Origin of the sequence: Bradyrhizobium paxllaeri (assembly GCF_001693515.2) — a bacterium.
Classification (GTDB): domain Bacteria; phylum Pseudomonadota; class Alphaproteobacteria; order Rhizobiales; family Xanthobacteraceae; genus Bradyrhizobium; species Bradyrhizobium paxllaeri.
On the sequence record NZ_CP042968.1, the window covers coordinates 4,059,514 to 4,085,255 of the forward strand.

Consider the following 25,742-nt stretch of genomic DNA (forward strand, 5'->3'; position numbering starts at 1 on the left):
TTCTCCCTGGGACGCTTTTTATTCAAACGAACTGGCAGGACACCGATCCGAACTGGCCGTAATCGGCATGGAACGTATCGCCTCTGGCAATGTCGACCGGGCGCGTGAACGATCCCGCCAGCACCACTTCGCTCGCCTCGAGATGCTCGCCCTGCGCCGCCAACCGGTTGGCGAGCCAGGCCACGCCGTTGGCGGGATGGTTGAGAACGCCGGCGGCGATGCCGGTTTCCTCGATCTGGCCGTTACGGAACAACAGCGCGCCGATCCAGCGCAGGTCCGCATCAAGCGGACGGATCGGGCGGCCACCGACAACCAGCGCCGCATTCGCGGCGTTGTCGGAAATCGTGTCCATCACCTTGCGCGGCGCCTTGGTTTCGGGATCGACGCGGTGCATCCGGGTTTCCAGGATTTCGAGCGCCGGCGTGACGTAGTCGGTGGCGTTGAGCACGTCGAACAGCGTGCTATCAGGCCCCTTCAGCGGCGCCTTCAGCACGAAGGCCAGTTCGACCTCGATGCGGGGTGCGCGGAAGCGGTCGAACGGGATCGGCGACGCGTCGGGATAGAACATGTCGGCGAACAGCACGCCGTAGTCAGGCTCGGAAATGCCAACGGCATTCTGCATCGCCTTCGACGTCAGGCCGATCTTGTGTCCCTTGACGACGCGGCCGCGGGAGAGCTGCAGCTTGGTCCAGGCGCGCTGAATGGCGTAGGCGTCCTCGATCGTGAGATCCGGATAGTCGCGCGTGAATGCCGGGATCAGCGACTTGCTGCGCTCGGCCTCGTCCAGGCGCTGCGCCAGCCGTTCGACGGTTTGTTGATCGAGCATCGGCTTACTGCTCCTCCGCGACGGTGTTGCGGAGGATGCCGAGCTTGGCGGATTCCACCTCGACGACGTCGCCGACCTTGAGCCAGCGCGGCGGCGTGAAGCGGGCGCCGGCCCCCGTCGGAGTGCCGGTCGCGATCATGTCGCCGGGCTTCAGGGTGGCGAAGGTGGAGAGATAAGCGATCAGGAAGTCGAACGGGAACATCAAGCGCTCGGTGGAATCGCTCTGGCGCACCTCACCGTTGACGCGGGTGATGATGTCGAGCGGCCCGCGCGGGTCGCATTCGTCCGAGGTGACGATCCACGGGCCGATGCTCCCTGAGCGGTCGAAATTCTTGCCCTGGGTGACGTTGAACTTGCCGTGGTGCAGCCAGTCGCGAACGCTGCCCTCGTTGCACAGCGTCATGCCGAAGATGTGGTCCCATGCGCGCTCACGCGGAATGTGTCGACCTTCCTTGCCGATCACGATGACAAGCTCGCCTTCGTAATCGAGCTGCTCGGAGATCTTCGGTTTCTCGATCGGCTGACCGGAGCCGACGACGGAGGAGGGATTGCGGACGAACAGGCTCGGATATTTCGGCAGGTCCGAATTGTCCTTGTACTCGGCGTTGCGGTCCTTGTAGTTGACGCCGATGCACCAGAGTTTTTCCGGGGTCGGGATCGGCGGCAGCAGCACGAGGTCATCGAGGGCGTGATCCGGCTTGAGGTCGGCGACCAGTTGGCGCGCCACGTCCAGGCCGTTCCTGGCGATCAGGGACCGAAGGTCGGGACATTTCGGCCCCAACCGTTTGGTGAGGTCAACCACGCCGCCGGCTACGGCTGCACCGAAACGCGGCTCGCCGTTTGCGAGATAACTCAGAAGACGCATGCAGTGGATCTCCGGATCAGCGCTGCAGTAAGCGCAGCGACAGCGCCCTTCGGCGTTTTCAGGATTCAGTTTTCGAGGTCTGGAACACCGGCTTCAAGGTGACGATCTCGCCGAGCCTGGCGTAACGGGGACCGGCGATGCGGGCGATCGGGTCGAGCGCCTCGGTCTCGATCTTGCCGTTGTTCACCAGGCCGTCCTTGATATGGAACACCAGCACTTCGCCGACGATCAGCCGGCTGCGGGTCTCGCCGAATTCGAGGCACTGCCGGAAGCGGCATTCCATCGCAATCGGCGCGGCCGTGAGGCGGGGCACCTTGATCCGTTCGCCCGGCAGCGTCGAAAGCCGTAACTCCTCGACCTCGCTGACATCTGGCGGATGCTCGGTGGAGCTCTCATGCACCGCATTCATCAGGCTGGAGTTTGCGATGTGAACGACATACTCCTCGTTGTTGAGGATGTTCTGCGCGGTATCCTTGTAGAGCCCGCCCTTGCGGCCGACGCTGATGGCCAGCATCGGCGGCTTCGGCGAGACGAAGGTAAAGGCGGAGAACGGCGCGAGGTTGAGCACGCCGCTGCCGGACAGGCTGGTCACCCATGCGATCGGGCGGGGAACCACGATGCCGGTGAGCAGCCGGTAGGCCGTTTCGGGGTCGAGATATGCCGGATCAATCCGCATTGGAAAGACCTTCAGTCAGCCTTGATGTTCGCCTTGCGGACAACGGGAATCCATTTGGCGTCCTCTTTTTCGAGGTAGCTGGTGAACTCCGCTGGTGTCATCGATACGGCCTCGGCGCCGAGCGCATTGAACTTCTCGACGATGGCGGGATCTTTCAGGATCTCGGCGAGCGTTTCGTGGAGCTTGGTCACGATCTCGGGCGGCGTGCGCGCGGGCGCGAACAGGCCGGTGAAGGTCTGGCCGTCAAATTCCTTGTAGCCGAGTTCGGTGAAGGTGGGGACGTCGGGCAGCCAGGAGGCGCGATGGCCACCGGTGACGGCGAGCGCGCGCAGCATGCCGTTCTTGATCGAAGGCAGTCCGACCGAAATCTGGTCGAGGGCAAATTGCACCTGTCCGCCGATCAGGTCGTTGAGGGCAGGCGCGTTGCCGCGGTAGTGCACCGTCAGCCATTGCAGTTTCAGATTCTCCTGCATCAATTCGCTGAGCAAATGGTTGGTGGTGCCCTGGCCGGGCGAGGCCATTGTCAGCTTGCCCGGATCGCGGCGGGCAAGCTCGATGAATTCCTTGAGATCCTTGGCCTGAACCGACGGATGCACTTCGAGCACCAGCGGCGTCATCGTGATCGAGCTGATGGGAATGAAATCCCGCTTCCAGTTGTAGGCGTCGCGCTTGGCGATCTCGGGCGCGAACAGCACCGGGCCGTTGGCGCCGACGAACAGCGCGTAGCCGTCCGGCGGCATTTTCGCGAACGCCTCGCCAGCGATCAGGCCGCCGGCGCCGGCCTTGTTTTCCACGATGAAGGGCTGGCCGAGCTTCGCCTGCAGCCTGTCGGCGATGACGCGCGCGGCGCTGTCGACATTGCCGCCGGCCGGATAGGGGACGATCAGGCGCACCTGTCGCGCCGGCCATTGCTGGGCGTCGGCCGGCGTGTTGGACACCACGGCCAATAGTGCCGATACAGCGACGCCTGCGATCGCGAAAAACTTCATCGGATTCTCCCGAAAAAGCGGCACATTTGCCGCTACTTTTGTTTGCGCACGCCCCGTCCCAGCGGCATGCGCATGTATTGTTCCGCGCGGCGGATTTTGCGCTTGCCTCTTCCACTGTCGACGAAATTGTGGTGTTTCTGTCCACATTGTGGACAGTGGGCCATACGTATGACGAACGGTCGGTTAAGGGAGCGCAGGCATGGGCCGCTGCAGGGCGGGCAGGCGATCCGCCGGGCGCTGACAGTGCTGCGCACGCTCGCAATCGGCGGCGAGCGAGGCGTGCCTCTCGCGGAAGTCGTGCACGCCACCTCGCTCACACGACCCACCGTCCATCGCATCGTGCACGTGCTGATCGAGGAGGGCATCGTCGAGCGCAGCGAGCGGACCGGCAACTACGTGGTCGGCCGCCAGGTGCCTGAACTGGCGCTGGCGCGTCCATCGCGTTCGCCGCTGCTGATTGCGGCCGAGCCGCATCTCGCGGCGGCGTCGGCGCAGCTTGGCGATACCCTGTTTCTGACGGTGCGCACCGGTCTCGACACCTTGTGCGTGGCACGCCGCATCGGCAGCTATCCGATCCAGATATTGTCGATCGAGGTAGGCGTGCGTCGTCCGCTCGGCGTCAGCAGCGCCGGCGTAGCGATACTGGCGGCGATGCCTGCTGCGGAGGCGCGGCGGATTGTGCTCGCCAACGAAGCGCGATTTGGCACCTACCGGACCGATACGCCGACGGTGCTTGGACAGGTCCAACTCGCCCGCCGCAGGGGCTATAATCTGCGTGACGTCGGTCTGGTGCAGGGAACGAAATCGCTTTCAGCCTGGATACGGGCGCCGGACGGCCAGCCTGCCGCCGCGATCACGTTGTCTGCCATTCGGAACAGAATGAGCCCACGCCGTGCCATCGAAGTGGCGGACGTTCTCGTCGCGGCTGCGCGGGCGATCGAAGCGGCGACGCCGCGCGATTAGTACGCTTAACCTGCCGCGGCGCTCGCCGGTTTCGCTGCCGGTGCGGGAGGAACACGCCGGAACCGCAGCACGATCCGCGTGCCGTGATGGTCGGGATCGCGCTCGGCGCTGGCGTCCAGCTTGGCGGCCATCGCGCTGACGATGCGTTGTCCCATCCCGGTGGAGCGCGGGTCGGCCTTGGCGTTGAGGCCGACGCCGTCGTCCGAAATCGAGACCACGAGGTCTTCGCCGTCGGACTTGAGCTCGACGTGAATGGGACCGGCGCCGTCAGGATAGGCGTATTTGACGGCGTTCATCACCAGTTCGTTGACGATGATGCCGATCGCCACCGCGCGATCCGGGTCGATCTCGATCGGTTCGGCCGTGAGCGTCAACCGCGACATCCTGTTGCCCTCGGCCGAACGGCGGAGGTCTTCCAGCAGGGCCTCGAGATACTGGTTCAGGAGCACGCTCTTGAGGTCATGCGAGGTATAGAGGCGGCGGTGCACCTGGGCGACGGCGGCGACGCGGCCCATCGCATTGGTCAGCGCAGCCTTGACGTCGTCCTGGGTGGCCGAATTGGCCTGCAGGTGCAACAGCGAGGCGATGATCTGCAGCGAGTTGCCGACGCGGTGGTTGACTTCGCGCAGCAGCACTTCGCGTTCGGCCGCGAGCGCCGCATAGCGGTCGCGCGAGGCATGAACCTCGGCTTCGGCCTCGTCGCGGGCGCGTTGCAGCTCCGCCTGCCGCAGCGCGCCGTTGACGGCAACCTGCAGCAGCGGAATGAAGTCGCCCTGCGTATCCTTGACGAGATAGTCGGCGGCGCCGGCCTTCAGCGCCGTGACGGCGATCGCCGAATCCTGCGCGGCCGTGACGAACACCACCGGCGGGGCGTCCGCGATCGCCATGATCCGTTCCAGCGTTTCGAGGCCGTCGAGACCTGGCATGTACTGGTCGAGCGCGATCACGTCGATGCCGCCCTGTGCCAGCCGCGCCAGCCCTTCTTCTCCGCCTGCCGCGTGGACAACCTTGAAGCCGGCACGCGTCAGGCCGCGGTCGACCAGCCGGGCAAGGCCAGCGTCGTCGTCGATATACAGCAATGTCGGCGTCGCAGGTTTCATAGGGCTGCCGGGGGGACCTGAATGACGGAAAAGAACAGACCGAGCTGGCGAATGGCGTTGGCGAAGCTTTCGTAGTTCACGGGCTTGGTAATATAGACGTTGCAACCGAGCTCGTAGCAACGCTTGATCTCATGGGAATCGTCGGTGGTGGTCAACACCACGACCGGCGTGGTCTTGAGATACTTGTTTTCCTTGACCCGCTTCAGAATGTCGATGCCCGTCGTGTCGGGCAAATTCAGATCGAGCAGAATCAGGAGCGCGCTGCCCTTGTGGTTCAGGCCCGTCCCGTCCGTGCCGAACAGATAGTTCAGTGCGGCTGTACCGCTGGTGAACGGAATTATCTCATTGTTGACACCGGACCGGCGTATATTCCGCTCGATCAGGCGGGCATGCCCCTCATCGTCCTCGATCATGATGATGGTGACTGGATTACTCATGTACGTTTGTTCCGGTTGCCTGCTGGCCAATTGATAGGCAGCGTAATCGTGAACGTGCTGCCCTGGTGAAGTTCCGACGCGACCGACATGGTTCCTCCCAGGCGGCGCACCAGGGCCCTGACATGGGCGAGCCCGATGCCTTGTCCCGGCTTGTCTTGGGTTCCCGCCCGGCGGAACAGATCGAAAATGCGCTGGTGGTCCTTGGGATCGATGCCGCGCCCATTGTCCGATATCTCGAAAATCGCAAAGCCGAGCTTGGTGCGACCGCGCACCGAGATTTCGCCGGGGACCCCGGTCTTGAGGTATTTGAGCGCATTATCGATCAGATTGGAGAATATCTGCTCCAGCGCAAGGCGGTCGCTGACGATATTCGGCAGCGCGTTGATCCGGATCTCGGCCTGGGCTTCCGCGGCCTGATGCGCCACCGTCGTCACGATAGCTTCCATCAGTTCCTTGGTGTCGATCCAGACCGGCTCGAATTCGCGCCGTCCCTCGCGGGTGAGGTTGAGGATCGCCGTTATCAACCGGTCCATCTTGCCGATCGACGATTTGATGAAGCCGAGCGCCTCCGAGAAATCCTGCGAGAGCTGCTTGTCGGCACCCTCCAGCGCCGGCTCGGCGGTGTCGGTGGCGTTTTCCGGGGCGGCTGGCGCTTCGGATTGCGCGCGGGAAAGCGCTGCGATCCGTTTGAATATGTCGCCGCGCAATTCCTCCAGCTCGCTGGTGAAGCCCATGATGTTCACCAGCGGCGAGCGCAGATCGTGACTGACGATGTAGGCGAAGCGTTGAATCTCGTCATTGGCCTCGCGCAGGTCCGCGGTGCGCTCGTCGATCGTGGCTTCGAGGTTGAGATGGCTGTCGCGCAGCCTGGCGTCGGCCAGGTCGCGCGCATGCGACGAACGCCGCACCAGGAAGATCGCGATGCCGGCGAGCACAACGACAAGACCCGAGCCGATGCCCGTAATCGAAGCCGCCAGCGTCTGGCTGCGATCTGCATTGGTCGTTCGCTCGACGAACAAACGATCTTCCTCGGCCCGCATCCGCACCGCGAGATCTTCGATATGTTTCATGGTGTCGCGGCCGATGCCCTCGCGCACGATCTTGGCGGCGTCGCTCATGCGCTGCGACCGGGCCAGTTCGAGTGTGGTGCGGAATTCCTCGACCCGCTGATCGTAGAGCGGCATCATCTCGTTGATGAGCCGCCTTTGCACCGGATTGTCGCTGATCAGCTGGCTCAGCCGCGTCAGCGCCGGCGCCAGTTCGGTCATCGCCTGCTCGAAATCGGCCTGAAAATCCGGCCGCAATGTCGCCAGATAGCCGCGCTGGGCGCTTTCGGCGCGCCGCAACTGCAGTTGGACGAGCGATATCTGGTTTTCAACCTCGAGGGTGCGCACAACCTTGCGGGCGTCCTCGCGCGCCAAGTTGACCAAATGGACCGAGGCGGCGCTGATGACGGTCAAGACCAGCAGCCCCGCCCCAAGCAGCAGGGCGTGGCCCATGGCGCGCTTGCGCTGGGAGTCAGCGGTCACAGTGATCTCGCGTCATGAGCAAACGGAACAAGCGCCCCTAGCTAACCCCTATACACGTCAACGAGCATGGAACCGATCGGTTCCATGCGCCGTCGAATATTGAGGTGTCCTCGCTCAGGAGGCCTTGCCGTCCACCGGCTTGCCGGCGAGGTACTGCTCAAGCCAGTGGATGTGGTAGTCGCCGTTGATGATATCGGCCTCCCGGACCAGCGCCCGGAACAGTGGCAGGGTGGTCTCGATGCCGTCGACCACCATCTCGTCGAGCGCCCGGCGCAGCCGCATCAGGCATTCGGCGCGGGTCTTGCCGTGCACGATCAGCTTGCCGACCAGCGAATCGTAATAGGGCGGAATGACGTAGCCCTGATAAACCGCGGAATCGATCCGCACGCCGAGCCCGCCGGGCGGGTGGAATTGCGTGATCTTGCCGGGCGAGGGGCGGAAGGTCTGCGGGTTTTCCGCGTTGACGCGGCATTCGATGGCATGGCCGATGATGGCGATCTCTTCCTGCTTCGCGGGCAGGTCGCCGCCGGCGGCGATGCGGATCTGCTCCAGCACCAGGTCGATGTCGGTGATGCTCTCGGTGACGGGATGCTCGACCTGGATGCGGGTGTTCATCTCGATGAAATAGAACTCGCCATCCTCGTAGAGGAATTCGATGGTGCCGACGCCGAGATACTTCATGTCCCGCATCGCCTTGGCGCAGGTCTCGCCGATCTTGGCGCGGGCGGCGGCGGCGAGAACCGGCGAGGGGCCTTCTTCCCAGACCTTCTGGTGACGGCGCTGCAGCGAGCAGTCGCGCTCGCCGAGATGGATCGCGCCGCCGCGGCCGTCGCCGAGAATCTGGATCTCGATGTGGCGCGGCTTCTGCAGGTATTTTTCCAGATAGACCGAGGCATCGCCGAACGCCGACTTGGCTTCATTGCCGGCCGTCGTCAGCGCCATCATCAGATCGTCGGCGGTTTGCGCGACCTTCATGCCGCGGCCGCCACCGCCGGCAGCGGCCTTGACCAGCACGGGGAAGCCGATCGCCTTGGCAATCGCCATCGCGTCGTCATCCGACGAAACCGCGCCGTCGGAGCCGGGCACGACGGGAATGCCGAGCCGCTTGGCGGTCTTCTTGGCCTCGATCTTGTCGCCCATCAGGCGGATGTGTTCGGCCTTCGGGCCGATGAAATGCAGATTGTGCTCGGCGAGGATTTCGGCGAAGCGGGCGTTCTCGGACAGGAATCCGTAGCCGGGATGCACGGCGTCCGCGCCGGTGATCTCGCAGGCCGCGAGCAGTGCGGGAACGTTGAGGTAGGAGTCCTTGGACGGCGGCGGCCCGATGCAGACGCTCTCGTCGGCGAGCCGCACATGCATGGCGTCGGCGTCGGCGGTGGAATGCACGGCAACGGTGGAGATGCCGAGCTCCTTGCACGCGCGCAGCACGCGCAGGGCAATCTCGCCGCGATTGGCTATCAGAATCTTATCGAACATCGCAGCGCCTGACGTTGACGAGTTTTATTCAATGATCACGAGCGGCTCGCCGAATTCGACCGGCTGGCCGTCTTCGACGAGAATTTGCGTCACCGTGCCGGCGCGCGGCGACGGGATCTGGTTCATCGTCTTCATCGCTTCGATGATCAGCAGGGTTTGCCCGGCCGATACCTTGGTGCCGACGTCGATGAACGGCTTGGCGCCGGGCTCGGGTGCCCAATAGGCGGTGCCGACCATCGGCGAGGGGACCACGCCCGGATGTTTGGCAAGATCCGTCGCCGGAGCCGCGGCAATGGCTGCCGCCGCAGCCGGCATCGGCTGGTAGCTCGCCGGCATTGTCGCGGCGACCGTGACGTTGCGCGCGACGCGCAGCCGCAGGCCGGCGCGCTCGATTTCGATCTCGGTCAGGCTGGTCTCATCCAGCAGGAGCGCGAGTTCGCGAATGAGCGCGCTGTCGTCGCTCTGCAGATTGGCGGCTGATTTGTCCGCTGACTTGTTGTCGGGCTGGCGGGCCATGCTCTTTGATCCGGAATCTCGATGTGGGTGACGGCTTAAGCGTCAGGCTTGGTGTCGTTCGATCTCAGGTGTGAGGTCAGTTTTTGAAAGTCAGGTCTTCGCCTTGGCGCCGATCTTGGCGGCCAGGCCGTTGATTGCGAGCCGGTAGCCGTCGATGCCGAAGCCGCAGAGCGAGGCGAAGGCGGCCATGGCCGTGAAGGAGTGGTGACGGAAGCTCTCGCGGGCGTGGATGTTGCTGATATGCACTTCGACCGTTGGGATCTTCACCGCGACCAGCGCGTCGTGCAGCGCGATCGAGGTGTGCGAATAGCCGCCGGCGTTGATGATGATGCCGGCTACCTTCTTCGCATGCGCCTCGTGGATGAAGTCGATCAGTTCGCCCTCGCGGTTGGACTGCCGGCAATCGGCCTTCAGGCCGAACTGCGCTGCGGTTTCCACGCAAAGCTTTTCGACATCGGCAAGCGACGAATGGCCATATTTTTCCGGCTCGCGAATCCCCAACATGTTGAGGTTCGGGCCGTTGAGCACATAGATCGTCGCGGCAGCGGTTCCTTGGGCCATCCGGATTCCAGCAAAAAGGGGCGGGCAGGTCGCGGCGTTATAGGTAACAACGCGGCCAAGGGGAAGCCTTTAGCCCGCCGCCGTCCCTTTCAAGCGCCTCATCCTGTTCATAAAAAGGCGCATGGAACCTGCTGAATTCGTTCATTAACCAATGACTCCGAATCGGCCCGCGGTGGCCGTGCGGCGATTGTTCGTCCACTGTTGCTGCTGAGACGCCCGGTTCGGCCGAAAGCGATAGGTAACAATGCTGCCCATGGTAGAGCCGCGCCACGATGGGTCTAGTAAGTTGTACCTCGTCAACTCGACGGCTATGGTTTGCTCGTACCCTCGACAAACGAAAAGGGCAGGCATTGCTGCCCGCCCTGATCGCTTGCGAAAATCTCGCCGTTAGGCTTCCAGAACTGCCACGATCTCGAAGGTGTTCGGATCCACGATCACGATCTGCTCCTTGACGAGGATGAACTTATACCTGCGCCACTCCGGATAGATCGTCACTACGCGCTCCGGCAACGCGTGGAAGTGCACGTCGCGCGGCACCCTTGTGCCAACCGAAATCGAGAAGTTCACGTTGGTCACCGGCTGAACGCGCTGCTCCCTGATCACGCTGGTGATCTGGGTGCGCTGCTCGGTCGAGAGCTTCGCGCCGGCGCCGGCCTGGCCCGTCGTGGTCTGACCCGCGGCTCCACCCTGAGTCTGGGTCTGCATGCGGTCCTGCTGGCGGTCCTGCTGGCCTTGGGCCTTCTGGTCACGCTGCATGCTCTTGTCGCGGTCCTGGGTCTGGTCACGCTGGGTCGTGCTCTGATCACGTTCCATCTTGCCCTGGCCGGTCGTCTGGCCCTTGTCGGACTTCTGTTCGGCCTTCTGCTCGGACTTCATGCCACCGCGGTCTTCTTTTCCCTCGGCCTTCATGTCTTTGCCGCCCTTCTTCTGGTCGTCGGCGCGCTGGTTCTTTTCAGCGCCCATCGACTTCGGCTGCTCGGACTGCGCACCCTTCATCTCGGACTTGCCGCTGGGTTCACGTTGCATGGTGCCTGAGGCGCCACCGCGCTCAGAAGAAGGCGCGCTCTGTTGCGCCGTGGAACCAGCCCCGGTGTCGCGCCCCATGCCGGTGCCTTGCGCATTTGCAAAGCCGGTTCCGGCGATCAGGGCCGCTGTCGCGACCGTAATCAGAAAGCGATTACTCATCGAAAGTCTCCTCACGTGTCTGCATTGCCCGCACCGACAACGAAAGGATTTGAGTGATGTTCCTGATAAGTTGATAGTTCCGCCGACTTTGTTTTGTGAATGCGCGATGAACGCGGACCCCGACGGATACAGGCTTTGCCGACGCGTTTGCTTTTCTCAATGCGGGATAGTTTCTCAGCCGCAGGCCCAGTCGAATTCCATCGTCGCGAGATCGAGCTGACCGTTGCCGCCACCGAAATTGAAGCCGCCGAAATGCTCTTCGATCTCGAGATAGGTCGCGCTGTATTTCGGCATCGTTCGGTGTAGGGCGCGATGTACGCGCCGAGTTCGTCTAGTGACCCCTTGCATGGTCACGGTTCGATCGGCGGGCCTTGCCCGAAAAAGAAAATCCGGCTGCGGTGCAGCCGGATTTGATGGCTTCAACGATTTCAGCTGGTCTCAGCAGGTCGCCTTGCCGCAACGGGCATTGTTGATCTTTTCGCGCAGGGCTTCGGCACCGACCGCGCCGATCACGACCTGCTTGCCGATTACATAGCTCGGCGTGCCGTTCATGCCCATTGCCTCGGCGAGCTTGAAGTTTTCCTCGAGCGTGTTGCGGACTTCGGCGCTCGAGAGGTCCTTCTCCAGCTTTGCCATGTCGAGGCCGACTTCCTTGGCAACGGCCATCGCGCGCGCCTTGTCGGCGGCGCCGCGGCCGGTCAGCAGCTTCTGATGGAAGTCGAGATATTTCTTGCCGGTCGGATCCTGCATGCGCACGGCGACGCCGACCTGGGCGGCCTCGACCGAGCCGGCACTCAAGACCGGAAATTCCTTCAGCACGACCTTCAGTTTCGGGTCGGCCTTCATCAACTCCATCATGTCGATCATCGCGCGCTTGCAGTAGCCGCAATTATAATCGAAGAACTCGACGAAGGTGACGTCGCCGTCCTTGTTGCCGAGCGTGACGTTGCGCGGCGAGTTGAAGATCGCCTCGGCATTGTTGGCGACGCCGGCCTCGTGCTTGGCGGCTTCGGCCGCGGCCTGGCGCTTGCTGAGTTCAGTCATCGCCTCTTCGAGCACTTCGGGATGCTTGATCAGGTAATTCCGGATCATGGCTTCGATCTCGCCGCGCTGGCTGTCGGTGAAGCTCTGCGCGGAAGCGGGCGGCGGCGCGCCGCAGAGCGCCACAGCGAACAATGCGGGGATGAGAAAACGGAACGAGGGCATCGGTAAGTCCTTATGCGGCGGGGTCCCGGGCAATTCTGCTGAAGGCCGGCTCCTGGAGAATATCTCGGTTCGTGGCGACCTGATCCTGAGTGAACCAGGTCGGATTATAGCCGAATGCGGTTGAATTCTAGTTGCTCTTCTGGCCCGGCAGCGGCTTGGCGCTCACAATGTCGTCAGCCTTGACCCAGCCGGGCGTACCGATTGCGAAGCGCGTTTTGGCGCGTGAGGCAAGATCGCGGGCGGTCTTGCTGTCGCCGCGAAGGTAGGCGGCCTGGGCCGAGGCGAGGTCGGCCTGCGCGTAGTCGCCCTTTCTTCCATAGGCCATGGCGAGCTGGGTATAGCCGATCGGCGCCTCGGTCTCGCGCGCTACCGCCCCGCGCAGGATCGAGATGGCCTCGTCGGTGTAGGCGTTGTTGCCGGTTGCCACGAGGGCTTGCCCAAGCATCATCTCGATCAGCGGCGAGTGGTTGGAGAGCTGCACCGCCTTGCGCAGCGGCGCGATCGCCTCCTGCGGCTTGCCGCCCTCGAGCAGCGCTTGCCCGCGCACTTCATAAAAATAGGGATTGTTGGGCTGCTGCTGAAGCAAGGCGTCAATCTGGGAAAGTGCGCTGCGCAGATCGCCGTGCCGATAGGTCGCGATCGCGTGCGCATAGCGCGCGGGCAGGCTGTTGTTGGACATCGGATAGCGCCGGTACACGGTCTCCTGCCGCTCCATGAAGGCCGAGATCTTGGCGCGCACCATGTCGTGACGGAGCTGCAGGGCAGGGTCGTCCTTCTTGTCCCAATAAGGGCTCGACCGTGCCAGTTCTTCCAGCGCGGCGACACGCTGGGCCGGCATCGGATGTGACTGAACGTAGGGGTCGGCGCCGCGCGCGGCGAACAGGCTTTCCTCGGTGAAGCGTTTGAAGGTCTCGTACATGCCCCTAGAGGACTGGCCGGTGGCGTTCAGAAACTTCACGCCGGCCTTGTCGGCGTTTTCCTCCTGCTGGCGCACGTAAGAGAGCAGATTGCGGCGGATGATTTCTCCGGGAGCCGAGAACATCGCCGCGCCGGCGTTGGCCAGGCCACTATTGCTGCCGCCGCCTTGCGCGCCCGCGACCATCGCGCCGGCGCCGAGCAGCATGGCAATGATCATCTGCGTCTGCGCCTGCGCCATCTGTTCGCGCATCTTGGCGAGATGACCGCCGGCGAGGTGGCCGGTTTCATGCGCCATCACGCCGATGATCTGGTTCGGCGTCTCCGACTGCAGGATCGCCCCGTAGTTCACGAAGATACGCCGGCCGTCAGCAACGAAGGCGTTGAAGACGCTCTGGTTGATGATCACCATCTGGATGTTCTGCTTTTCCAGACCGGCGGCGCGTAGGATCGGACGGGTATATTCGCGCAGCAATTGTTCCGTCTCGGCGTCGCGGAGCACGGGCGGGCCCCTGTTTTCCTGCGCCGTCGCCGTCATCGGCGCAGCAACAAGCGCGACGGCTGTGGCCAGCGCCGTCAACTTCAGTGATTTCTTGCGTAAGGCGATGCGGAGCAGCATGAGCAGTCTTTGGCGATTGGCTTTCATTTCCGGATTTGGCCGGACGAGGTCCCGGTTTGTTGTTTCAACGTTTCTTTATCCGACCCGGTATCACTGCGCTTGAAAACGCTATAACAAGCCATCGAATACGGCCAGTCTGGGGCGGTAACCGGTTCGGGAACCCTCGATTCGAGGCCGCGCCCGCGCAAATAACAGAAATCGATGCTGGAATCGACACTTAGAGACCGCGCAACAGCGCTATTGACGCCCTCGGCACGGAGCGACGTTCCGCCCTTCATGGTGATGGACGTGATGGCGGCTGCAGCCCGCATCGAAGCGGCCGGAGGTCATGTCATTCACATGGAAGTGGGGCAGCCGGCGGCGTCCGCGCCCAAGGTCGCGATCGCAGCGGCGCATGCCGCGCTCGACGCGGCGCGGATCGACTACACCTCGGCGCTCGGCTTGCCGACGCTGCGCGCGCGAGTCGCCCGGCACTATCGCGATACGTATGGCTGCATGGTCGAGTCTGACAGGATCGTGGTCACGACCGGCTCGTCGGGCGGCTTCATTCTGGCGTTTCTGTCGATGTTCGAGCCCGGCGACCGTGTGGCGGTCACGGTGCCGGGTTATCCGCCGTATCGGCATATCCTGACCGCGCTCGGCTGCGAGCCGGTGCTGATCGAGACATCGAGCGCGACGCGCCATGCCCTGACCGGCGAGGCGTTGCTGGCCGCGCATCGCAAGTCGCCGCTGAAGGGCGTGCTGGTCGGCAGCCCCGCCAATCCGACGGGAACGATGATGTCGCGCGAAGCGCTCACCGGGCTGATCGAAGCGGCGGAAGGCGCCGGGATCCGCTTCATTTCCGACGAGATCTATCACGGCCTCGACTATGCGTTCCCGGCCGTGACGGCGGCTGAACTGTCGCCGCATGCGCTCGTGATCAATTCGTTCTCGAAATATTTCTGCATGACCGGCTGGCGGGTCGGCTGGATGGTGGTGCCGGAGCCGTTGGTGCGCCCGATCGAGCGGCTGCAGCAGAACCTGTCGATCTCGGTGCCGACGCTGTCGCAGATCGCGGCCGAAGCGGCCTTCGAGGGCCGCGACGAGATGGAGGCGATCAAGCACGGCTATGAGGAGAACCGCCGCATCCTGATCGAGGGACTGCCGAAGGCTGGCCTCACCAAGTTCCTGCCCGCGGATGGCGCGTTCTATCTCTACGCCGATGTCTCGGATTTCACCTCCGACAGTTTCGAGTTTGCAAGCCGCATGCTGGAGAAGGCGCATGTGGCGGCAACGCCGGGCGTCGATTTCGATCCGATTCACGGCCGCAGCTTCATCCGCTTCTCCTACGCGCGCTCGGCCGACGAGATGCGCGAAGCGGTGACACGCATTGCGCGCTGGCTTCGTTAGCGCGCAGCAATCTGTCATCCACACCATTCTCATCTGCAATCCATCGGGGAGCCATCATGTCTGCCAGAACCATGCCTGAAACCGTCGTCCCGTCGCATTTTCCCCTCGCCGCGCTGCTGTGGCCGCATCGTGCGGACGGCTCGTCAGGCCTGTTGCGCAGCGTGATCCTGATTGCGCTGGGAACGGCGCTGCTGACCTTGTCGGCCAAGGTCAATCTGCCGTTGCCCTATGTGCCGATGACGCTGCAAACGCTGGTCGTGCTGATGATCGGCGCGGCCTATGGCTGGCGACTCGGCAGCGCAACGCTGATCGCATATCTCGCCGAAGGGGCGATCGGACTGCCGGTATTCGCAAGTCCCGTCGGCGGCCTCGCGCCGCTCGTCGGTCCGACGGCCGGATATCTCTTCGGTTTCGTGGCGGCGGCTTTTGTCACGGGATGGCTCGCCGAGCGCGGCTGGGATCGATCGGTGTTCTGGCTGTTCGCGGCGATGGCGCTCGGACACATTCTCATTCTCGCCGCCGGATTTGGCTGGCTGGCATTCGGCGTGAAGCTCGGCGTGGAAAAGGCGTGGCTGGTCGGCGTTGCCCCGTTCATCGCGGGCTCGCTGATCAAGAACGCGCTCGGTGCTGCGCTGGTGCCGGCGATCCGCCAGATTTTCGACCGTCGCGGTTGAGCGATCGCGCCTGGATGCACTCGCGCGTAGCCAATGCGATTGGCTACGCGTTGTTGGGTTGGGTAGTCCAGGAGACGTGTTGCAGGTCAGGTGCTGCAGCTAACGTAGCCGCGAGACTTTGCGTCAAGCTGGAACGAACGTAGCCAAGACAAGCGCTGTCGTGTTCAGAGCGGCGCGCAATTACCTTTGCTTTTGTTCCATCGAGTCGAACGCTGCTGGAAAAATTTATTCTTGCGGATCACGACACCGACTGCCTGTTGACTCCACTGCCTCAAAGGACTTTGGCTGTGTGCGACGGATTGGCGCATGTCGACCAGTCCGCGCCACCAAAGGGGAGTGAGCGTCATGGCGGCAACGATTGCGACCGAAGCGCCTGCGAGTGCGGCAAAGCCCTGGTATCGGGTTCTTTACGTCCAGGTGCTGATCGCCATTGTGCTCGGCGCGCTGGTCGGCTGGCTGTGGCCTACGCTTGCGACCAACGACTGGATCAAGGCGCTCGGCGACGGCTTCATCAAGCTGATCAAGATGGTGATCGCGCCGATCATCTTCTGCACCGTGGTATCCGGCATTGCGCATATACAAGATGCCAAGAAAGTTGGCCGCATCGGTGTCAAGGCGCTGATCTATTTCGAAGTCGTCTCCACCTTCGCGCTGGTGATCGGTCTCGTCGTCGGTAACCTGGTCAGGCCTGGTCACGGTTTCGGCGGCAGCATGGCGAATGCGCAAGCGGTCGCCGGCTATGCCAAGCAGGCGGAAGCGCAGAAGTCGGTCGATTTCTTCCTGCATATCATTCCCGACACTGTCGTCGGCGCCTTTGCGCAGGGCGAAATCCTTCAGGTTTTGTTGTTCTCGATCCTGTTCGGCTTTGCGCTGATGGGGCTCGGCGAGCGCGGCCACACCATCCGCGCCTTCATCGACGACGCTGCCCATGCCGTATTCGGCGTCATCGCCATCGTGATGAAGGCGGCGCCAGTCGGCGCGTTCGGCGCGATGGCGTTCACGATCGGAAAGTTCGGGACCGGTGCGATCCTGAACCTGCTCGGGCTGATCGCGACGTTCTACGTCACCGCCGCGCTGTTCGTTTTCGTGGTGCTCGGCGTGATCGCGCGGACCGTCGGTTTCTCGATCTTCAAGTTCCTGGCCTATATCAAGGACGAACTCCTGATCGTACTCGGCACGTCATCTTCGGAAAGCGCGCTGCCGTCCTTGATGGAGAAACTCGAGCGGCTCGGCTGCTCCAAGTCGGTGGTGGGCCTCGTGGTGCCGACCGGCTACTCGTTCAATCTCGACGGCACCAACATCTACATGACGCTGGCAACCCTGTTCATCGCGCAGGCGCTCGGTTTCGATCTCACGTTCGGCCAGCAACTGACCATCCTCCTGGTGGCGATGCTGACCTCGAAGGGAGCGTCCGGCATCACTGGCGCGGGCTTCATCACGCTGGCGGCGACACTGGCCGTGGTCGATCCGCGCCTGGTTCCGGGCATGGCCATCCTTCTCGGGATCGACAAGTTCATGAGCGAGTGCCGCGCGCTGACCAACCTGTGCGGCAACGGCGTCGCCTGCGTGGTGGTGTCGTGGTGGGAGGGCGAGCTGAACAAGGAGAAGCTGCACGCCAATCTGAACAAGCAGGTTGACCCGTCCGATGTGGAGACCGCGCTCACGACGGGCTGAGGATCGGTTCGTCGCAATAAAAAAACCGCCCGGTTTTCGCCGGGCGGTTTTCTTGGGTTCGATTCCTTACTCGCCGCTGCCGAAGCGCCGCGACCACCAGCCCGCCTTGCGTGGCGCGGCTTCGCTTGATGTCGCCGGCGCCGGTTCGGCCGCAGCGGGCTCGGCAGGCGCGATCGGCTCCGGCGCCGTCTGGCTGACGGGGGGCGCCGGTTCGGCCGGAACGCTGGTCATGAAGCTGACTTTCTCGCGGACGGTCGAGCGCCGCCGTGCCGCGGCGCGTTCGGCCTCTGGTCCGGTTTCTTCAGCGGCCGGGGCAGGCGCACTCGCTACCGGCTCCGGCTGGGCATCGGCTGCGGGCTGTATCTCCGCCGGCGGCGATACCGGTTCGGGCTGATCGTCGGCCTGCACCAATGAAGGCGCGGGCTCGGAAGAGCCGCCGTCGAAATCGGCAACTGCATCGGTCGCTTCCGACGCCTGGGCCGGTCCGAGTTCGTCTGCGATCGAACCGGCAAGACCGTCTTCCAGCCCACCGCCACGCCGGCGACGGCCGCCACGCCGGCCGCGGCGGCGCGGACGCCGCTCGCCACCGGCAGACTGATCGCCGCGGGCCATGCCCGGCTGTTCGTCGCCTTCATCCTCATCGGCTTCGCCATCCTCGGCGATCGCGCCTTCGACCGCCTCGCTCGCGACGCGCATGGCATCACCGTCCTCGCGCGGGACGCCGCCCTCACGTTGCTCACCGCGGCCGCGCCGGCGCCGGCGCCGCCTGCGGCGTTGGCCGTCTCCGTCGCCTTCGCCCGTCGCCGCCTCGGCGGCATCGTCGGTCAGCCCCTCGGTTTCCTCGGTCTCAACCTCGGATTCGGTTTCGATGTCGTATCCATCGTCGTCGTCATAGGCTTCTTCGACCTGCGGCGGGAAGGAGGCGGCCTGTGCCGCCAGCAACGCCTTGGCGGCCTCCAGTGTGTGCACCTGCTCGCCGCGGTCGATGACATAGGACTGCTGGCCGCTCACGGTGGCGTCGGCGACCACGGCCAGCGTCACCTTGAAGGCGTTTTCGAGATCGCGCAGATGGCCGCGCTTGTGGTTCAGCACATAGAGCGCGACGTCGGTGCGGGTGCGCACCACCAGATTGTGGGTCGCGCCCTTCATCAAGATCTCTTCGATGCCGCGCAGCAATTGCAGCGCGACCGAGGAGACCGAGCGCACATGACCGCTGCCGCCGCATTGCGGGCAGGGCTCGGTCGAGCTCTCGAGCACGCTGGCGCGGATGCGCTGGCGCGACATTTCCAAGAGGCCGAAATGCGAGATGCGTCCGACCTGGATGCGCGCGCGATCCTGCCGCAGGCAGTCGGAGAGTTTTCGCTCCACCGCGCGGTTGTTGCGCTTCTCGTCCATGTCGATGAAGTCGATGACGATCAGGCCGGCGAGATCGCGCAGGCGCAATTGCCGGGCGACTTCCTCGGCCGCCTCCAGATTGGTCTTGAGCGCGGTATCCTCGATGTGATGTTCGCGGGTCGAGCGGCCGGAGTTGACGTCGATCGAAACCAGCGCCTCGGTCTGGTTGATGACGATGTAGCCGCCGGAACGGAGCTGCACGGTCGGCGAGAACATCGCATCCAGCTGGCTCTCGACGCCCATCCGCGAGAACAGCGGCTGCCCGTCGCGATACTGCTTCACCGCCCGCACGTTCGAGGGCATCAGCATCTTCATGAAGTCGCGGGCTTCCCCGTAGCCGGCTTCGCCGGCGACCTGGATCTCGTCGATCTCCTTGTTGTAGAGGTCGCGCAGCGAACGCTTGATCAGCGAGCCTTCCTCGTAGACGAGGGTGGGGGCCTGCGACCGCAGCGTCATGTCGCGCACGGTTTCCCACATGCGGATCAGGTACTCGAAGTCGCGCTTGATCTCGGGCTTGGTCCGCGAGGCGCCGGCGGTGCGCAGAATGATCCCCATGCCCTCGGGCACGTCGAGATCCTGCACCACTTCCTTCAGCCGCGAACGGTCCTGGGCCGAGGTGATCTTGCGGCTGATGCCGCCGCCGCGGGCGGTGTTGGGCATCAGGACGGCGTAACGGCCGGCCAGCGACAGATAGGTCGTGAGCGCTGCGCCCTTGTTGCCGCGCTCTTCCTTGACGACCTGAACCAGCATCACCTGGCGGCGCTTGATGACTTCCTGAATCTTGTACTGGCGGCGCGGACCGAACGGACGCTCCGGGACTTCCTCCAGCACGTCGTCGCCGCCGACGGACTCGACGACTTCCTCTTCGGCGTCCTCGCCGTCATCTTCATCGTCGTGACCGTCGTCGCCTTCGGGAACGCGAGCGAACTCGTCCGGAGCGGCAGCGGCGTATCCTTCGCCGGCATGCTCGACATGCGGCGGCTCGTCGGCGTGGGCCGTGCTGTCGGCCGGCTGCTCGTGGTCATGATGTTCATCATGCGCAGGCTCAGGCTCCGCCGTCGCTTCGGCGGCGGCCGCCTCGACCGGCGCTGCGGCAGGTGCGCCCGATTCGGCTTCCGCGGCCGGCGCTTCGCTTACGGCATCCGTCCGTTCCTGCGGCGCCGGCACATCGTGATCATGGTGATCGTGCGGCTGATCGTGATCGTGGCCATGCGCTTCGTGTTCATGCGCGTCATGGTCGTGATGGGCGGCATCCTCGTGATGTTCGGCATCATGCGGCTGCGCTTCGCCGGCATACACGCCGTCGTGCTCGTGCTCGCCGCCCTCATAGGGCTGAGCCGCCTGCGAGGGATCCTGGCCGGCGTTTTCGATGACGTCGCTCTGGACACGGTCGCCATGGCCGCGCCGGCGCGCATTGCGGTGGCGCGAGCGGCGGCGGTGGCTGGAGCGGTTCTCGCTCTCTTCCTCGGCTTCGCGATGGGCGCGCTCGTCGGCCTCGATCAGCGCCTGACGGTCGGCGACCGGGATCTGATAGTAGTCCGGATGAATTTCGCTGAAGGCCAGGAAGCCATGGCGGTTGCCGCCATATTCGATGAACGCCGCTTGCAGCGACGGCTCTACGCGTGTGACCTTGGCGAGATAGATATTGCCGCGCAGTTGCTTGCGCTGGGCGGTCTCAAAATCAAATTCTTCGACGCGGTTGCCGCGAACCACAACAACCCGGGTCTCTTCCGGGTGGGTAGCGTCGATCAACATCTTGTTGGGCATTTTGGAACTCTTGAAGGGGGCGGGCGCGGTGCATGGCGCGCGCAAATTGCGCGGCCCGGTGACGCGACGGTCCACCTGATTCGGGGGTGAGGGGAAGGCCAAAACGCACTTCTTGGCGCCGCGCCGAACGGGGGCCCACCAGTACGATGCGACGTGCGAAGCTTTCGCTTCGCGTCGGCGCGATCGTTCCGTGGATCCTGGTCGGCAACACAGTCTGGCGCATCAAGCGTCGGCCCGTCTGAACATGTTGGCGGAAAGGGATACCGCCGTATTTATCGCTGAAAGCCCGGTTCGGCGCCTAAACGCCCGCCGGCCATCGCATATCGGACCGTTTGGGGTCCGGATAATCAGTTTTGCCGTGTCTCAAACCGTCCCTGGAAAAAGACCTGGGACCGGACGCCGCTCGGGCTCGAAACCGCCGCTCCGTGTCAGCCGCGCGCAGCGCTGGCTGGGGAGGGATCGGGAAAGACGCAGGAGGCCTTCGGTTCCGAAGGTTCCGGCGCTGCACCGGGAGGCTGAACGCGACACAACCGGGAGTATTAGCCGTCAGCACCTCGTACATACGTGGATTGGGGACGCCGTGCAAGGGAACCTTCCGCAAGAGTCGCAGCACTGCAACACTTGCCCCTTTTTGCCGGGCGGATATTAAGGTCCGATTAACCCTGTGGCCCTAATCGGGTAAGGGAAGGCTCCTTCCGGAGGCACCGAATCGTTGGCGAGCCGCGCAAATCTCCTTGTTTTGCTGGGATGTGGCCCATTGTGCGCCGCAACATTGCTATGCACCCAGATGATCAGCCCCAGCGCAGCCCAAGTGGCCTCTCCTCAGGCGCCGGCCTCCGTCGCAGCTGCCGCGAGCCCTGCGGCGGGATCGAATTTTCCGGTCGCGTCTGACGCCCGGCTGGCTGGTGATGCCAGGCAAACCCGTTTCATCCTCGATCTCGACAAGCCGGTTCAGTTTCGTGCCTTCGCGCTGGCCGATCCCTATCGCGTGATTGTCGATCTTCCCCAGATCAGCTTCACGCTCCCCGCCGGGGTCGGTGCGACGGGCCGGGGGCTGGTCAAGGCGTTCCGCTACGGTCTCGTCATGCCGGGTGGATCGCGGATCGTGTTCGACCTGTCCGGGCCGGCCAAGATCGCCAAATCCTATGTGCTGGAGGCGGCCAACGGCCAGCCGCCGCGTCTCGTGATTGAATTCGAGGAGATTGATCGCACCGCCTTCGTCCAGTCGCTGCCGCCCGAAAATCGTCCCGAACTACGGCCTGCGATTGCCGAGGCCAACGCCGCCACCCCGGACGCCCCGGCTGCGGCGAAGCCTGCCGCCCCGACGGACAAGAGGCCGGTGGTCGTGATCGATCCCGGCCATGGCGGCGTCGACAACGGCACCCAGGCCGGCGGCGGCGATATCATGGAAAAGAACCTGGTGCTGACCTTTGGTTTGGCGCTGCGCGACCGAATCGAGAAATCGGGCAAGTATCGCGTGGTCATGACCCGGACCGACGACACCTTCATTCCGCTCGCTGACCGCGTGAAGGTTGCGCGCAGCGAGGCGGCGGCGCTGTTCGTTTCGATCCATGCCGACGCTTTGCCGCGCGGCGAGGGCGACGCCCAGGGCGCCACCATCTACACACTGTCCGACAAGGCCTCTGACTCCGAAGCCGAGCGGCTGGCAGATGTCGAGAACAAGTCGGACGCGATCGGCGGGGTCAGTCTCGCCGACGAGCCGACCGAAGTCGCCGATATCCTGATCGACCTGGTGCAGCGGGAGACCAAGACCTTTTCAAACCGGTTCGCGCGGGTCCTGATGGGCGAAATGAAGAACACGGTGCGGATGCACAAGCACCCGCTGAAATCAGCCGGCTTCCGGGTCTTGAAGGCACCCGATGTGCCCTCGGTCCTGGTCGAACTCGGCTACGTCTCCAACAAGGGCGATCTTGAGCATCTGGTGTCGGAAAATTGGCGGAACCGGACCGTCGGCTCGATGGCGCAGGCAATCGATACGTTTCTGGCCAAACGGCTGGCAACTGCCGGGCCGGGCAAATAAAAAGCCCGATACACATCGCGTAAAAGTGGGCTGAAAGGCGTGCTGCTCGGTGGCCCAAGCCCTAGTTTGGCCACAGCGGCAACGGTATAGATCGGGTAGAAAATCGCGTACTGGTCTTCGGAATCGGTCAATATTGTCCGCCGGACCTTTATTATTGTTCGACCGCGTAGCGGTGGCCCGTTCGGGGGATTGCCGCGTTTGGATAGCCGCCGCAGATGACGGCGCAAGGGTTGAAACGGAACGTCGATAATGCGCTTGCTGGTCCGGTTTCTGGGTTTCCTGTTCGCCGCCGGCACGGTCGTGTTCCTGGTCGGCGTGGCCGGCGTTGCGGGCGCGATCTGGCATTTCTCCAAGGACCTGCCCGACTATTCGCAACTCCAGGACTACGAGCCGCCGGTGATGACGCGCGTGCACGCCTCCGACGGCGCGCTGCTCGGTGAGTATTCCAAGGAGCGCCGCCTCTATCTGCCGATCCAGGCAGTGCCGAAGCTCGTCATCAACGCGTTCCTGGCGGCCGAGGACAAGAACTTCTACGAGCACGGCGGCATCGACTTCACCGGCATGGCGCGCGCGGCCGTGCTCTATGCGCAGAACTTCGGCTCCAACAAGCGTCCGCAGGGTGCGTCTACGATCACCCAGCAGGTCGCGAAGAACTTCTTGCTGACCAACGAAGTCTCCTTCACCCGCAAGATCAAGGAAGCCTTGCTGGCGATGCGTATCGAGCGCGCCTATTCCAAGGACCGCATCCTCGAACTCTATCTCAACGAAATCTATCTCGGTCTCGGCGCTTACGGCATCGCGGCGGCCTCGCTGGTCTATTTCGACAAATCGGTCAACGAGCTCACGGTCGCGGAAGCCTCCTATCTGGCGGCGCTGCCGAAGGCGCCCGCTGCGCTGCATCCGGTGCGTAACCGCGATCGCGCGGTGGAGCGGCGTAACTACGTGGTCGATCGCCTCGTGGAAAACGGCTGGATCAAGCAGGCCGACGCCGACAAGGCCCGCAAGGAACAGCTCAACGTCACCAGCCGCGGCAACGGCGCGCATATCTTTGCCGGCGAATATTTCGCCGAGGAAGTCCGGCGCGACATTTTCGAGCGCTACGGCGAAAAGAAGCTGTACGAGGGGGGGCTGTCGGTGCGTGCGACGCTCGATCCGAAGATGCAGGTGATGGCGCGCAAGACCATGGTTGCCGGCCTCGTCCGCTATGACGAGGCGAGCGGCTGGCGCGGCGCGCCCTCGAAGCTCGACATTTCCGGCGACTGGGGCGTCAAGCTCGCCGACGTCAAATCGCTGTCGGATATCTCGCCCTGGCGGATGGCCGTGGTGTTGGAAACATCGGACCAGTCGGCGCGGATCGGTTTCCAGCCGGGCCGCGAACTCGGCGGCGCCGTCAGCAAGCAGCGGCAGACCGGCATCATCACGCTCGACGGCGTGCGCTGGGCCAAGGCTGCATCCGGGCCCACGAAAGGCAGGACGCCGACCTCGGTGGCGCAGGTGCTGTCGCCGGGCGATGTGATCTACGCCGATCCGCTGTTCGACAAGGAGGGCAAGCCTGTCGAGGGCCAGTACCGGTTGCGGCAATTGCCTGAAGTGTCCGGCGCGATGGTCGCGATGGACCCGTGGACCGGCCGCGTGCTCGCGATGGTCGGCGGCTTCTCGTTTGACCAGAGCCAGTTCAACCGTGCGACCCAAGCCTATCGGCAGCCGGGCTCGTCGTTCAAGCCGCTGGTCTATTCGGCGGCGATGGACAATGGGTACACGCCGTCGACCGTCGTGGTCGACGCGCCCATCGAGATCGACCAGGGGCAGGGCGCCGGTGTCTGGCGTCCGGAAAACTATTCGTCCGGCAAATATGGCGGCCCGACGACGCTGCGTAACGCGCTCCGGCAATCGCTGAACACGGTGACGGTGCGCTTGGCGCAGGACATTGGCATGCCCTTGATCGGCGAATATTCGAAGCGCTTCGGCGTCTATGACGAACTGCCGAATTACCTGTCCTACGCGCTCGGCGCCGGTGAAACCACTGTGATGCGCATGGTGACGGCCTATTCGATGTTCGCCAATGGCGGCCGCCGGGTGAAGCCGACCCTGATCGATCGCATCCAGGACCGTTACGGCCATACGATCTACAAGCACGACGCGCGCGAGTGCCGCGGCTGCGACGCGCCTGGCGGCTGGAAGAATCAGTCCGAGCCGCAACTGGTGGACCGGCGCGAGCAGGTGCTCGACCCGATGACGGCCTACCAGATCACTTCGATGATGGAGTATGTCGTGCAGGCGGGCACGGCGACGGTGGTCAAGGAAGTCGGCAAACCCATCGCGGGCAAGACCGGCACCACCAATGATGAGAAGGACGCGTGGTTCATCGGCTTCTCGCCGGACCTCGTGGTCGGCATCTATGTCGGCTACGACAAGCCGCGCAATCTCGGCCGCGGCATGACCGGCGGTCACCTCGCCGCGCCGATCGCCAAGGATTTCCTGAAACTCGCGCTCGCCGACAAGCCGGCGATCCCCTTCAAAGTACCCGCCGGCATCAAGCTGGTTCGCGTCGATGCCAAGAGCGGCATGCGCGCCGGCCCGGGCGAGGGCGGTCGCACCATCCTCGAAGCGTTCAAGCCGGGCACCGCGCCGCCGGATAACTATTCCGTCATCGGCGTCGCCGACATGGATGGCCGGTCGCCGCAGGGATACCCGCCAGGGTATCAGCAAGGGTACCAACAAGGGTATCAGCAAGGATATCAACAGCCCGACGCCGGCAATATCATGCGTCCGGGGACCGGCGGCCTTTACTAATCCGAGAGCCCTACTGTAATCACAAGCTGCGCTTGCGATGTCACCTGATATCGACCCGGCACGCCGGCTCGTATCGCGGGAAAGCGAATTGCCCGATTTCGACCATTTGAGCATGGGATAGCGTCAGACGGCGAATCCTCGGGTAG

Annotated in this window: 20 protein-coding genes; 6 read left to right on the forward strand and 14 right to left on the reverse strand. The window is 63.8% G+C overall.

Annotated elements, in window-relative coordinates; all coding sequences use genetic code 11:
* Positions 1 to 22 precede the first annotated feature (22 nt).
* From hpaH to LMTR21_RS19445, 4 genes are read right to left on the reverse strand one after another with little or no spacing between them, the layout of a single operon-like run.
* The gene (gene hpaH / locus LMTR21_RS19430; RefSeq protein ID WP_065753969.1) at positions 23 to 826 is read right to left on the reverse strand and encodes a 2-oxo-hept-4-ene-1,7-dioate hydratase; all 804 of its coding nucleotides are present in this window, start codon (positions 824 to 826) and stop codon (positions 23 to 25) included.
* 4 nt (positions 827 to 830) lie between these two features.
* On the reverse strand, positions 831 to 1,691 hold the full coding sequence (locus tag LMTR21_RS19435; RefSeq protein ID WP_065753968.1) for a fumarylacetoacetate hydrolase family protein: 861 nt from the start codon (positions 1,689 to 1,691) through the stop codon (positions 831 to 833).
* Between the two features lie 58 nt (positions 1,692 to 1,749).
* Positions 1,750 to 2,367 (reverse strand): flavin reductase family protein, encoded by a 618-nt coding sequence (locus LMTR21_RS19440; RefSeq protein WP_065753967.1) that lies wholly within the window; start codon positions 2,365 to 2,367, stop codon positions 1,750 to 1,752.
* Between the two features lie 11 nt (positions 2,368 to 2,378).
* Positions 2,379 to 3,356 (reverse strand): Bug family tripartite tricarboxylate transporter substrate binding protein, encoded by a 978-nt coding sequence (locus tag LMTR21_RS19445; protein WP_065753966.1) that lies wholly within the window; start codon positions 3,354 to 3,356, stop codon positions 2,379 to 2,381.
* A gap of 168 nt (positions 3,357 to 3,524) precedes the next feature.
* On the opposite strand from LMTR21_RS19445, the gene LMTR21_RS19450 reads away from it, so the two are divergent.
* Entirely contained in the window at positions 3,525 to 4,319 is a 795-nt protein-coding gene (locus LMTR21_RS19450; protein ID WP_065753965.1) for an IclR family transcriptional regulator, read from the forward strand.
* 5 nt (positions 4,320 to 4,324) lie between these two features.
* On the opposite strand, the gene LMTR21_RS19455 is transcribed toward LMTR21_RS19450, so the two are convergent.
* The 9 genes from LMTR21_RS19455 to LMTR21_RS19495 all read right to left on the reverse strand — a co-directional run bounded on the left by LMTR21_RS19455 (position 4,325) and on the right by LMTR21_RS19495 (position 13,863).
* Entirely contained in the window at positions 4,325 to 5,419 is a 1,095-nt protein-coding gene (locus LMTR21_RS19455) for a sensor histidine kinase (protein WP_065753964.1), read from the reverse strand.
* On the reverse strand, positions 5,416 to 5,856 hold the full coding sequence (locus tag LMTR21_RS19460; RefSeq protein WP_065753963.1) for a response regulator: 441 nt from the start codon (positions 5,854 to 5,856) through the stop codon (positions 5,416 to 5,418). The genes LMTR21_RS19455 and LMTR21_RS19460 overlap by 4 nt, the downstream gene beginning before the upstream one ends.
* Positions 5,853 to 7,385, reverse strand: coding sequence for a sensor histidine kinase (locus tag LMTR21_RS19465; RefSeq protein WP_065753962.1), 1,533 nt, complete (start codon positions 7,383 to 7,385; stop codon positions 5,853 to 5,855). Before LMTR21_RS19465 ends, LMTR21_RS19460 begins: the two co-directional genes overlap by 4 nt.
* Before the next feature lie 114 nt (positions 7,386 to 7,499).
* Entirely contained in the window at positions 7,500 to 8,861 is a 1,362-nt protein-coding gene (gene accC, locus LMTR21_RS19470; RefSeq protein WP_057861890.1) for an acetyl-CoA carboxylase biotin carboxylase subunit, read from the reverse strand.
* 24 nt (positions 8,862 to 8,885) lie between these two features.
* On the reverse strand, positions 8,886 to 9,377 hold the full coding sequence (gene accB / locus LMTR21_RS19475) for an acetyl-CoA carboxylase biotin carboxyl carrier protein (protein ID WP_065753961.1): 492 nt from the start codon (positions 9,375 to 9,377) through the stop codon (positions 8,886 to 8,888).
* A 90-nt stretch (positions 9,378 to 9,467) separates the two neighbouring features.
* Positions 9,468 to 9,938 carry a type II 3-dehydroquinate dehydratase gene (aroQ, locus tag LMTR21_RS19480; protein WP_065753960.1) on the reverse strand — a complete coding sequence of 157 codons (471 nt, stop codon included), beginning with the start codon at positions 9,936 to 9,938 and terminating at the stop codon, positions 9,468 to 9,470.
* A 387-nt stretch (positions 9,939 to 10,325) separates the two neighbouring features.
* Positions 10,326 to 11,123, reverse strand: a complete 798-nt coding sequence (locus LMTR21_RS19485; protein WP_065753959.1) for a DUF1236 domain-containing protein — start codon at positions 11,121 to 11,123, stop codon at positions 10,326 to 10,328.
* A 438-nt stretch (positions 11,124 to 11,561) separates the two neighbouring features.
* On the reverse strand, positions 11,562 to 12,329 hold the full coding sequence (locus LMTR21_RS19490; protein ID WP_065753958.1) for a DsbA family protein: 768 nt from the start codon (positions 12,327 to 12,329) through the stop codon (positions 11,562 to 11,564).
* Between the two features lie 127 nt (positions 12,330 to 12,456).
* Positions 12,457 to 13,863 carry a M48 family metalloprotease gene (locus tag LMTR21_RS19495; RefSeq protein WP_065753996.1) on the reverse strand — a complete coding sequence of 469 codons (1,407 nt, stop codon included), beginning with the start codon at positions 13,861 to 13,863 and terminating at the stop codon, positions 12,457 to 12,459.
* A 201-nt stretch (positions 13,864 to 14,064) separates the two neighbouring features.
* Between LMTR21_RS19495 and LMTR21_RS19500 the strand changes: the two genes are divergently transcribed.
* The 3 genes from LMTR21_RS19500 to LMTR21_RS19510 all read left to right on the forward strand — a co-directional run bounded on the left by LMTR21_RS19500 (position 14,065) and on the right by LMTR21_RS19510 (position 17,600).
* Complete coding sequence (locus LMTR21_RS19500; protein WP_065753957.1) at positions 14,065 to 15,252, forward strand: pyridoxal phosphate-dependent aminotransferase; 1,188 nt, start codon at positions 14,065 to 14,067, stop codon at positions 15,250 to 15,252.
* A gap of 56 nt (positions 15,253 to 15,308) precedes the next feature.
* On the forward strand, positions 15,309 to 15,926 hold the full coding sequence (locus tag LMTR21_RS19505) for a biotin transporter BioY (RefSeq protein ID WP_430642572.1): 618 nt from the start codon (positions 15,309 to 15,311) through the stop codon (positions 15,924 to 15,926).
* Between the two features lie 345 nt (positions 15,927 to 16,271).
* The gene (locus LMTR21_RS19510) at positions 16,272 to 17,600 is read left to right on the forward strand and encodes a dicarboxylate/amino acid:cation symporter (protein ID WP_065753956.1); all 1,329 of its coding nucleotides are present in this window, start codon (positions 16,272 to 16,274) and stop codon (positions 17,598 to 17,600) included.
* A gap of 66 nt (positions 17,601 to 17,666) precedes the next feature.
* On the opposite strand, the gene LMTR21_RS19515 is transcribed toward LMTR21_RS19510, so the two are convergent.
* On the reverse strand, positions 17,667 to 20,762 hold the full coding sequence (locus LMTR21_RS19515) for an Rne/Rng family ribonuclease (RefSeq protein WP_148635984.1): 3,096 nt from the start codon (positions 20,760 to 20,762) through the stop codon (positions 17,667 to 17,669).
* A 712-nt stretch (positions 20,763 to 21,474) separates the two neighbouring features.
* On the opposite strand from LMTR21_RS19515, the gene LMTR21_RS19520 reads away from it, so the two are divergent.
* Together LMTR21_RS19520 and LMTR21_RS19525 are read left to right on the forward strand one after the other, a co-directional pair.
* Positions 21,475 to 22,803: an N-acetylmuramoyl-L-alanine amidase gene (locus LMTR21_RS19520; RefSeq protein WP_065753955.1), complete on the forward strand. Its 1,329-nt coding sequence runs from the start codon at positions 21,475 to 21,477 to the stop codon at positions 22,801 to 22,803.
* Between the two features lie 249 nt (positions 22,804 to 23,052).
* Positions 23,053 to 25,596, forward strand: a complete 2,544-nt coding sequence (locus LMTR21_RS19525; RefSeq protein ID WP_148635985.1) for a penicillin-binding protein 1A — start codon at positions 23,053 to 23,055, stop codon at positions 25,594 to 25,596.
* Positions 25,597 to 25,742: the final 146 nt, after the last annotated feature.

Bases quoted from the DNA above. Each gene is read 5' to 3' on its own strand.
- LMTR21_RS19500 (WP_065753957.1), top strand. From the start codon at position 14,065: ATGCTGGAATCGACACTTAGAGACCGCGCAACAGCGCTATTGACGCCC.
- hpaH (WP_065753969.1), bottom strand. From the start codon at position 826: ATGCTCGATCAACAAACCGTCGAACGGCTGGCGCAGCGCCTGGACGAG.
- LMTR21_RS19435 (WP_065753968.1), bottom strand. From the start codon at position 1,691: ATGCGTCTTCTGAGTTATCTCGCAAACGGCGAGCCGCGTTTCGGTGCA.
- LMTR21_RS19505 (WP_430642572.1), top strand. From the start codon at position 15,309: ATGTCTGCCAGAACCATGCCTGAAACCGTCGTCCCGTCGCATTTTCCC.
- LMTR21_RS19455 (WP_065753964.1), bottom strand. From the start codon at position 5,419: ATGAAACCTGCGACGCCGACATTGCTGTATATCGACGACGACGCTGGC.
- LMTR21_RS19485 (WP_065753959.1), bottom strand. From the start codon at position 11,123: ATGAGTAATCGCTTTCTGATTACGGTCGCGACAGCGGCCCTGATCGCC.
- LMTR21_RS19490 (WP_065753958.1), bottom strand. From the start codon at position 12,329: ATGCCCTCGTTCCGTTTTCTCATCCCCGCATTGTTCGCTGTGGCGCTC.
- LMTR21_RS19450 (WP_065753965.1), top strand. From the start codon at position 3,525: ATGACGAACGGTCGGTTAAGGGAGCGCAGGCATGGGCCGCTGCAGGGC.
- LMTR21_RS19460 (WP_065753963.1), bottom strand. From the start codon at position 5,856: ATGAGTAATCCAGTCACCATCATCATGATCGAGGACGATGAGGGGCAT.
- LMTR21_RS19440 (WP_065753967.1), bottom strand. From the start codon at position 2,367: ATGCGGATTGATCCGGCATATCTCGACCCCGAAACGGCCTACCGGCTG.
- accC (WP_057861890.1), bottom strand. From the start codon at position 8,861: ATGTTCGATAAGATTCTGATAGCCAATCGCGGCGAGATTGCCCTGCGC.
- LMTR21_RS19445 (WP_065753966.1), bottom strand. From the start codon at position 3,356: ATGAAGTTTTTCGCGATCGCAGGCGTCGCTGTATCGGCACTATTGGCC.
- LMTR21_RS19515 (WP_148635984.1), bottom strand. From the start codon at position 20,762: ATGCCCAACAAGATGTTGATCGACGCTACCCACCCGGAAGAGACCCGG.
- LMTR21_RS19510 (WP_065753956.1), top strand. From the start codon at position 16,272: ATGGCGGCAACGATTGCGACCGAAGCGCCTGCGAGTGCGGCAAAGCCC.
- accB (WP_065753961.1), bottom strand. From the start codon at position 9,377: ATGGCCCGCCAGCCCGACAACAAGTCAGCGGACAAATCAGCCGCCAAT.
- aroQ (WP_065753960.1), bottom strand. From the start codon at position 9,938: ATGGCCCAAGGAACCGCTGCCGCGACGATCTATGTGCTCAACGGCCCG.
- LMTR21_RS19525 (WP_148635985.1), top strand. From the start codon at position 23,053: ATGCGCTTGCTGGTCCGGTTTCTGGGTTTCCTGTTCGCCGCCGGCACG.
- LMTR21_RS19495 (WP_065753996.1), bottom strand. From the start codon at position 13,863: ATGCTGCTCCGCATCGCCTTACGCAAGAAATCACTGAAGTTGACGGCG.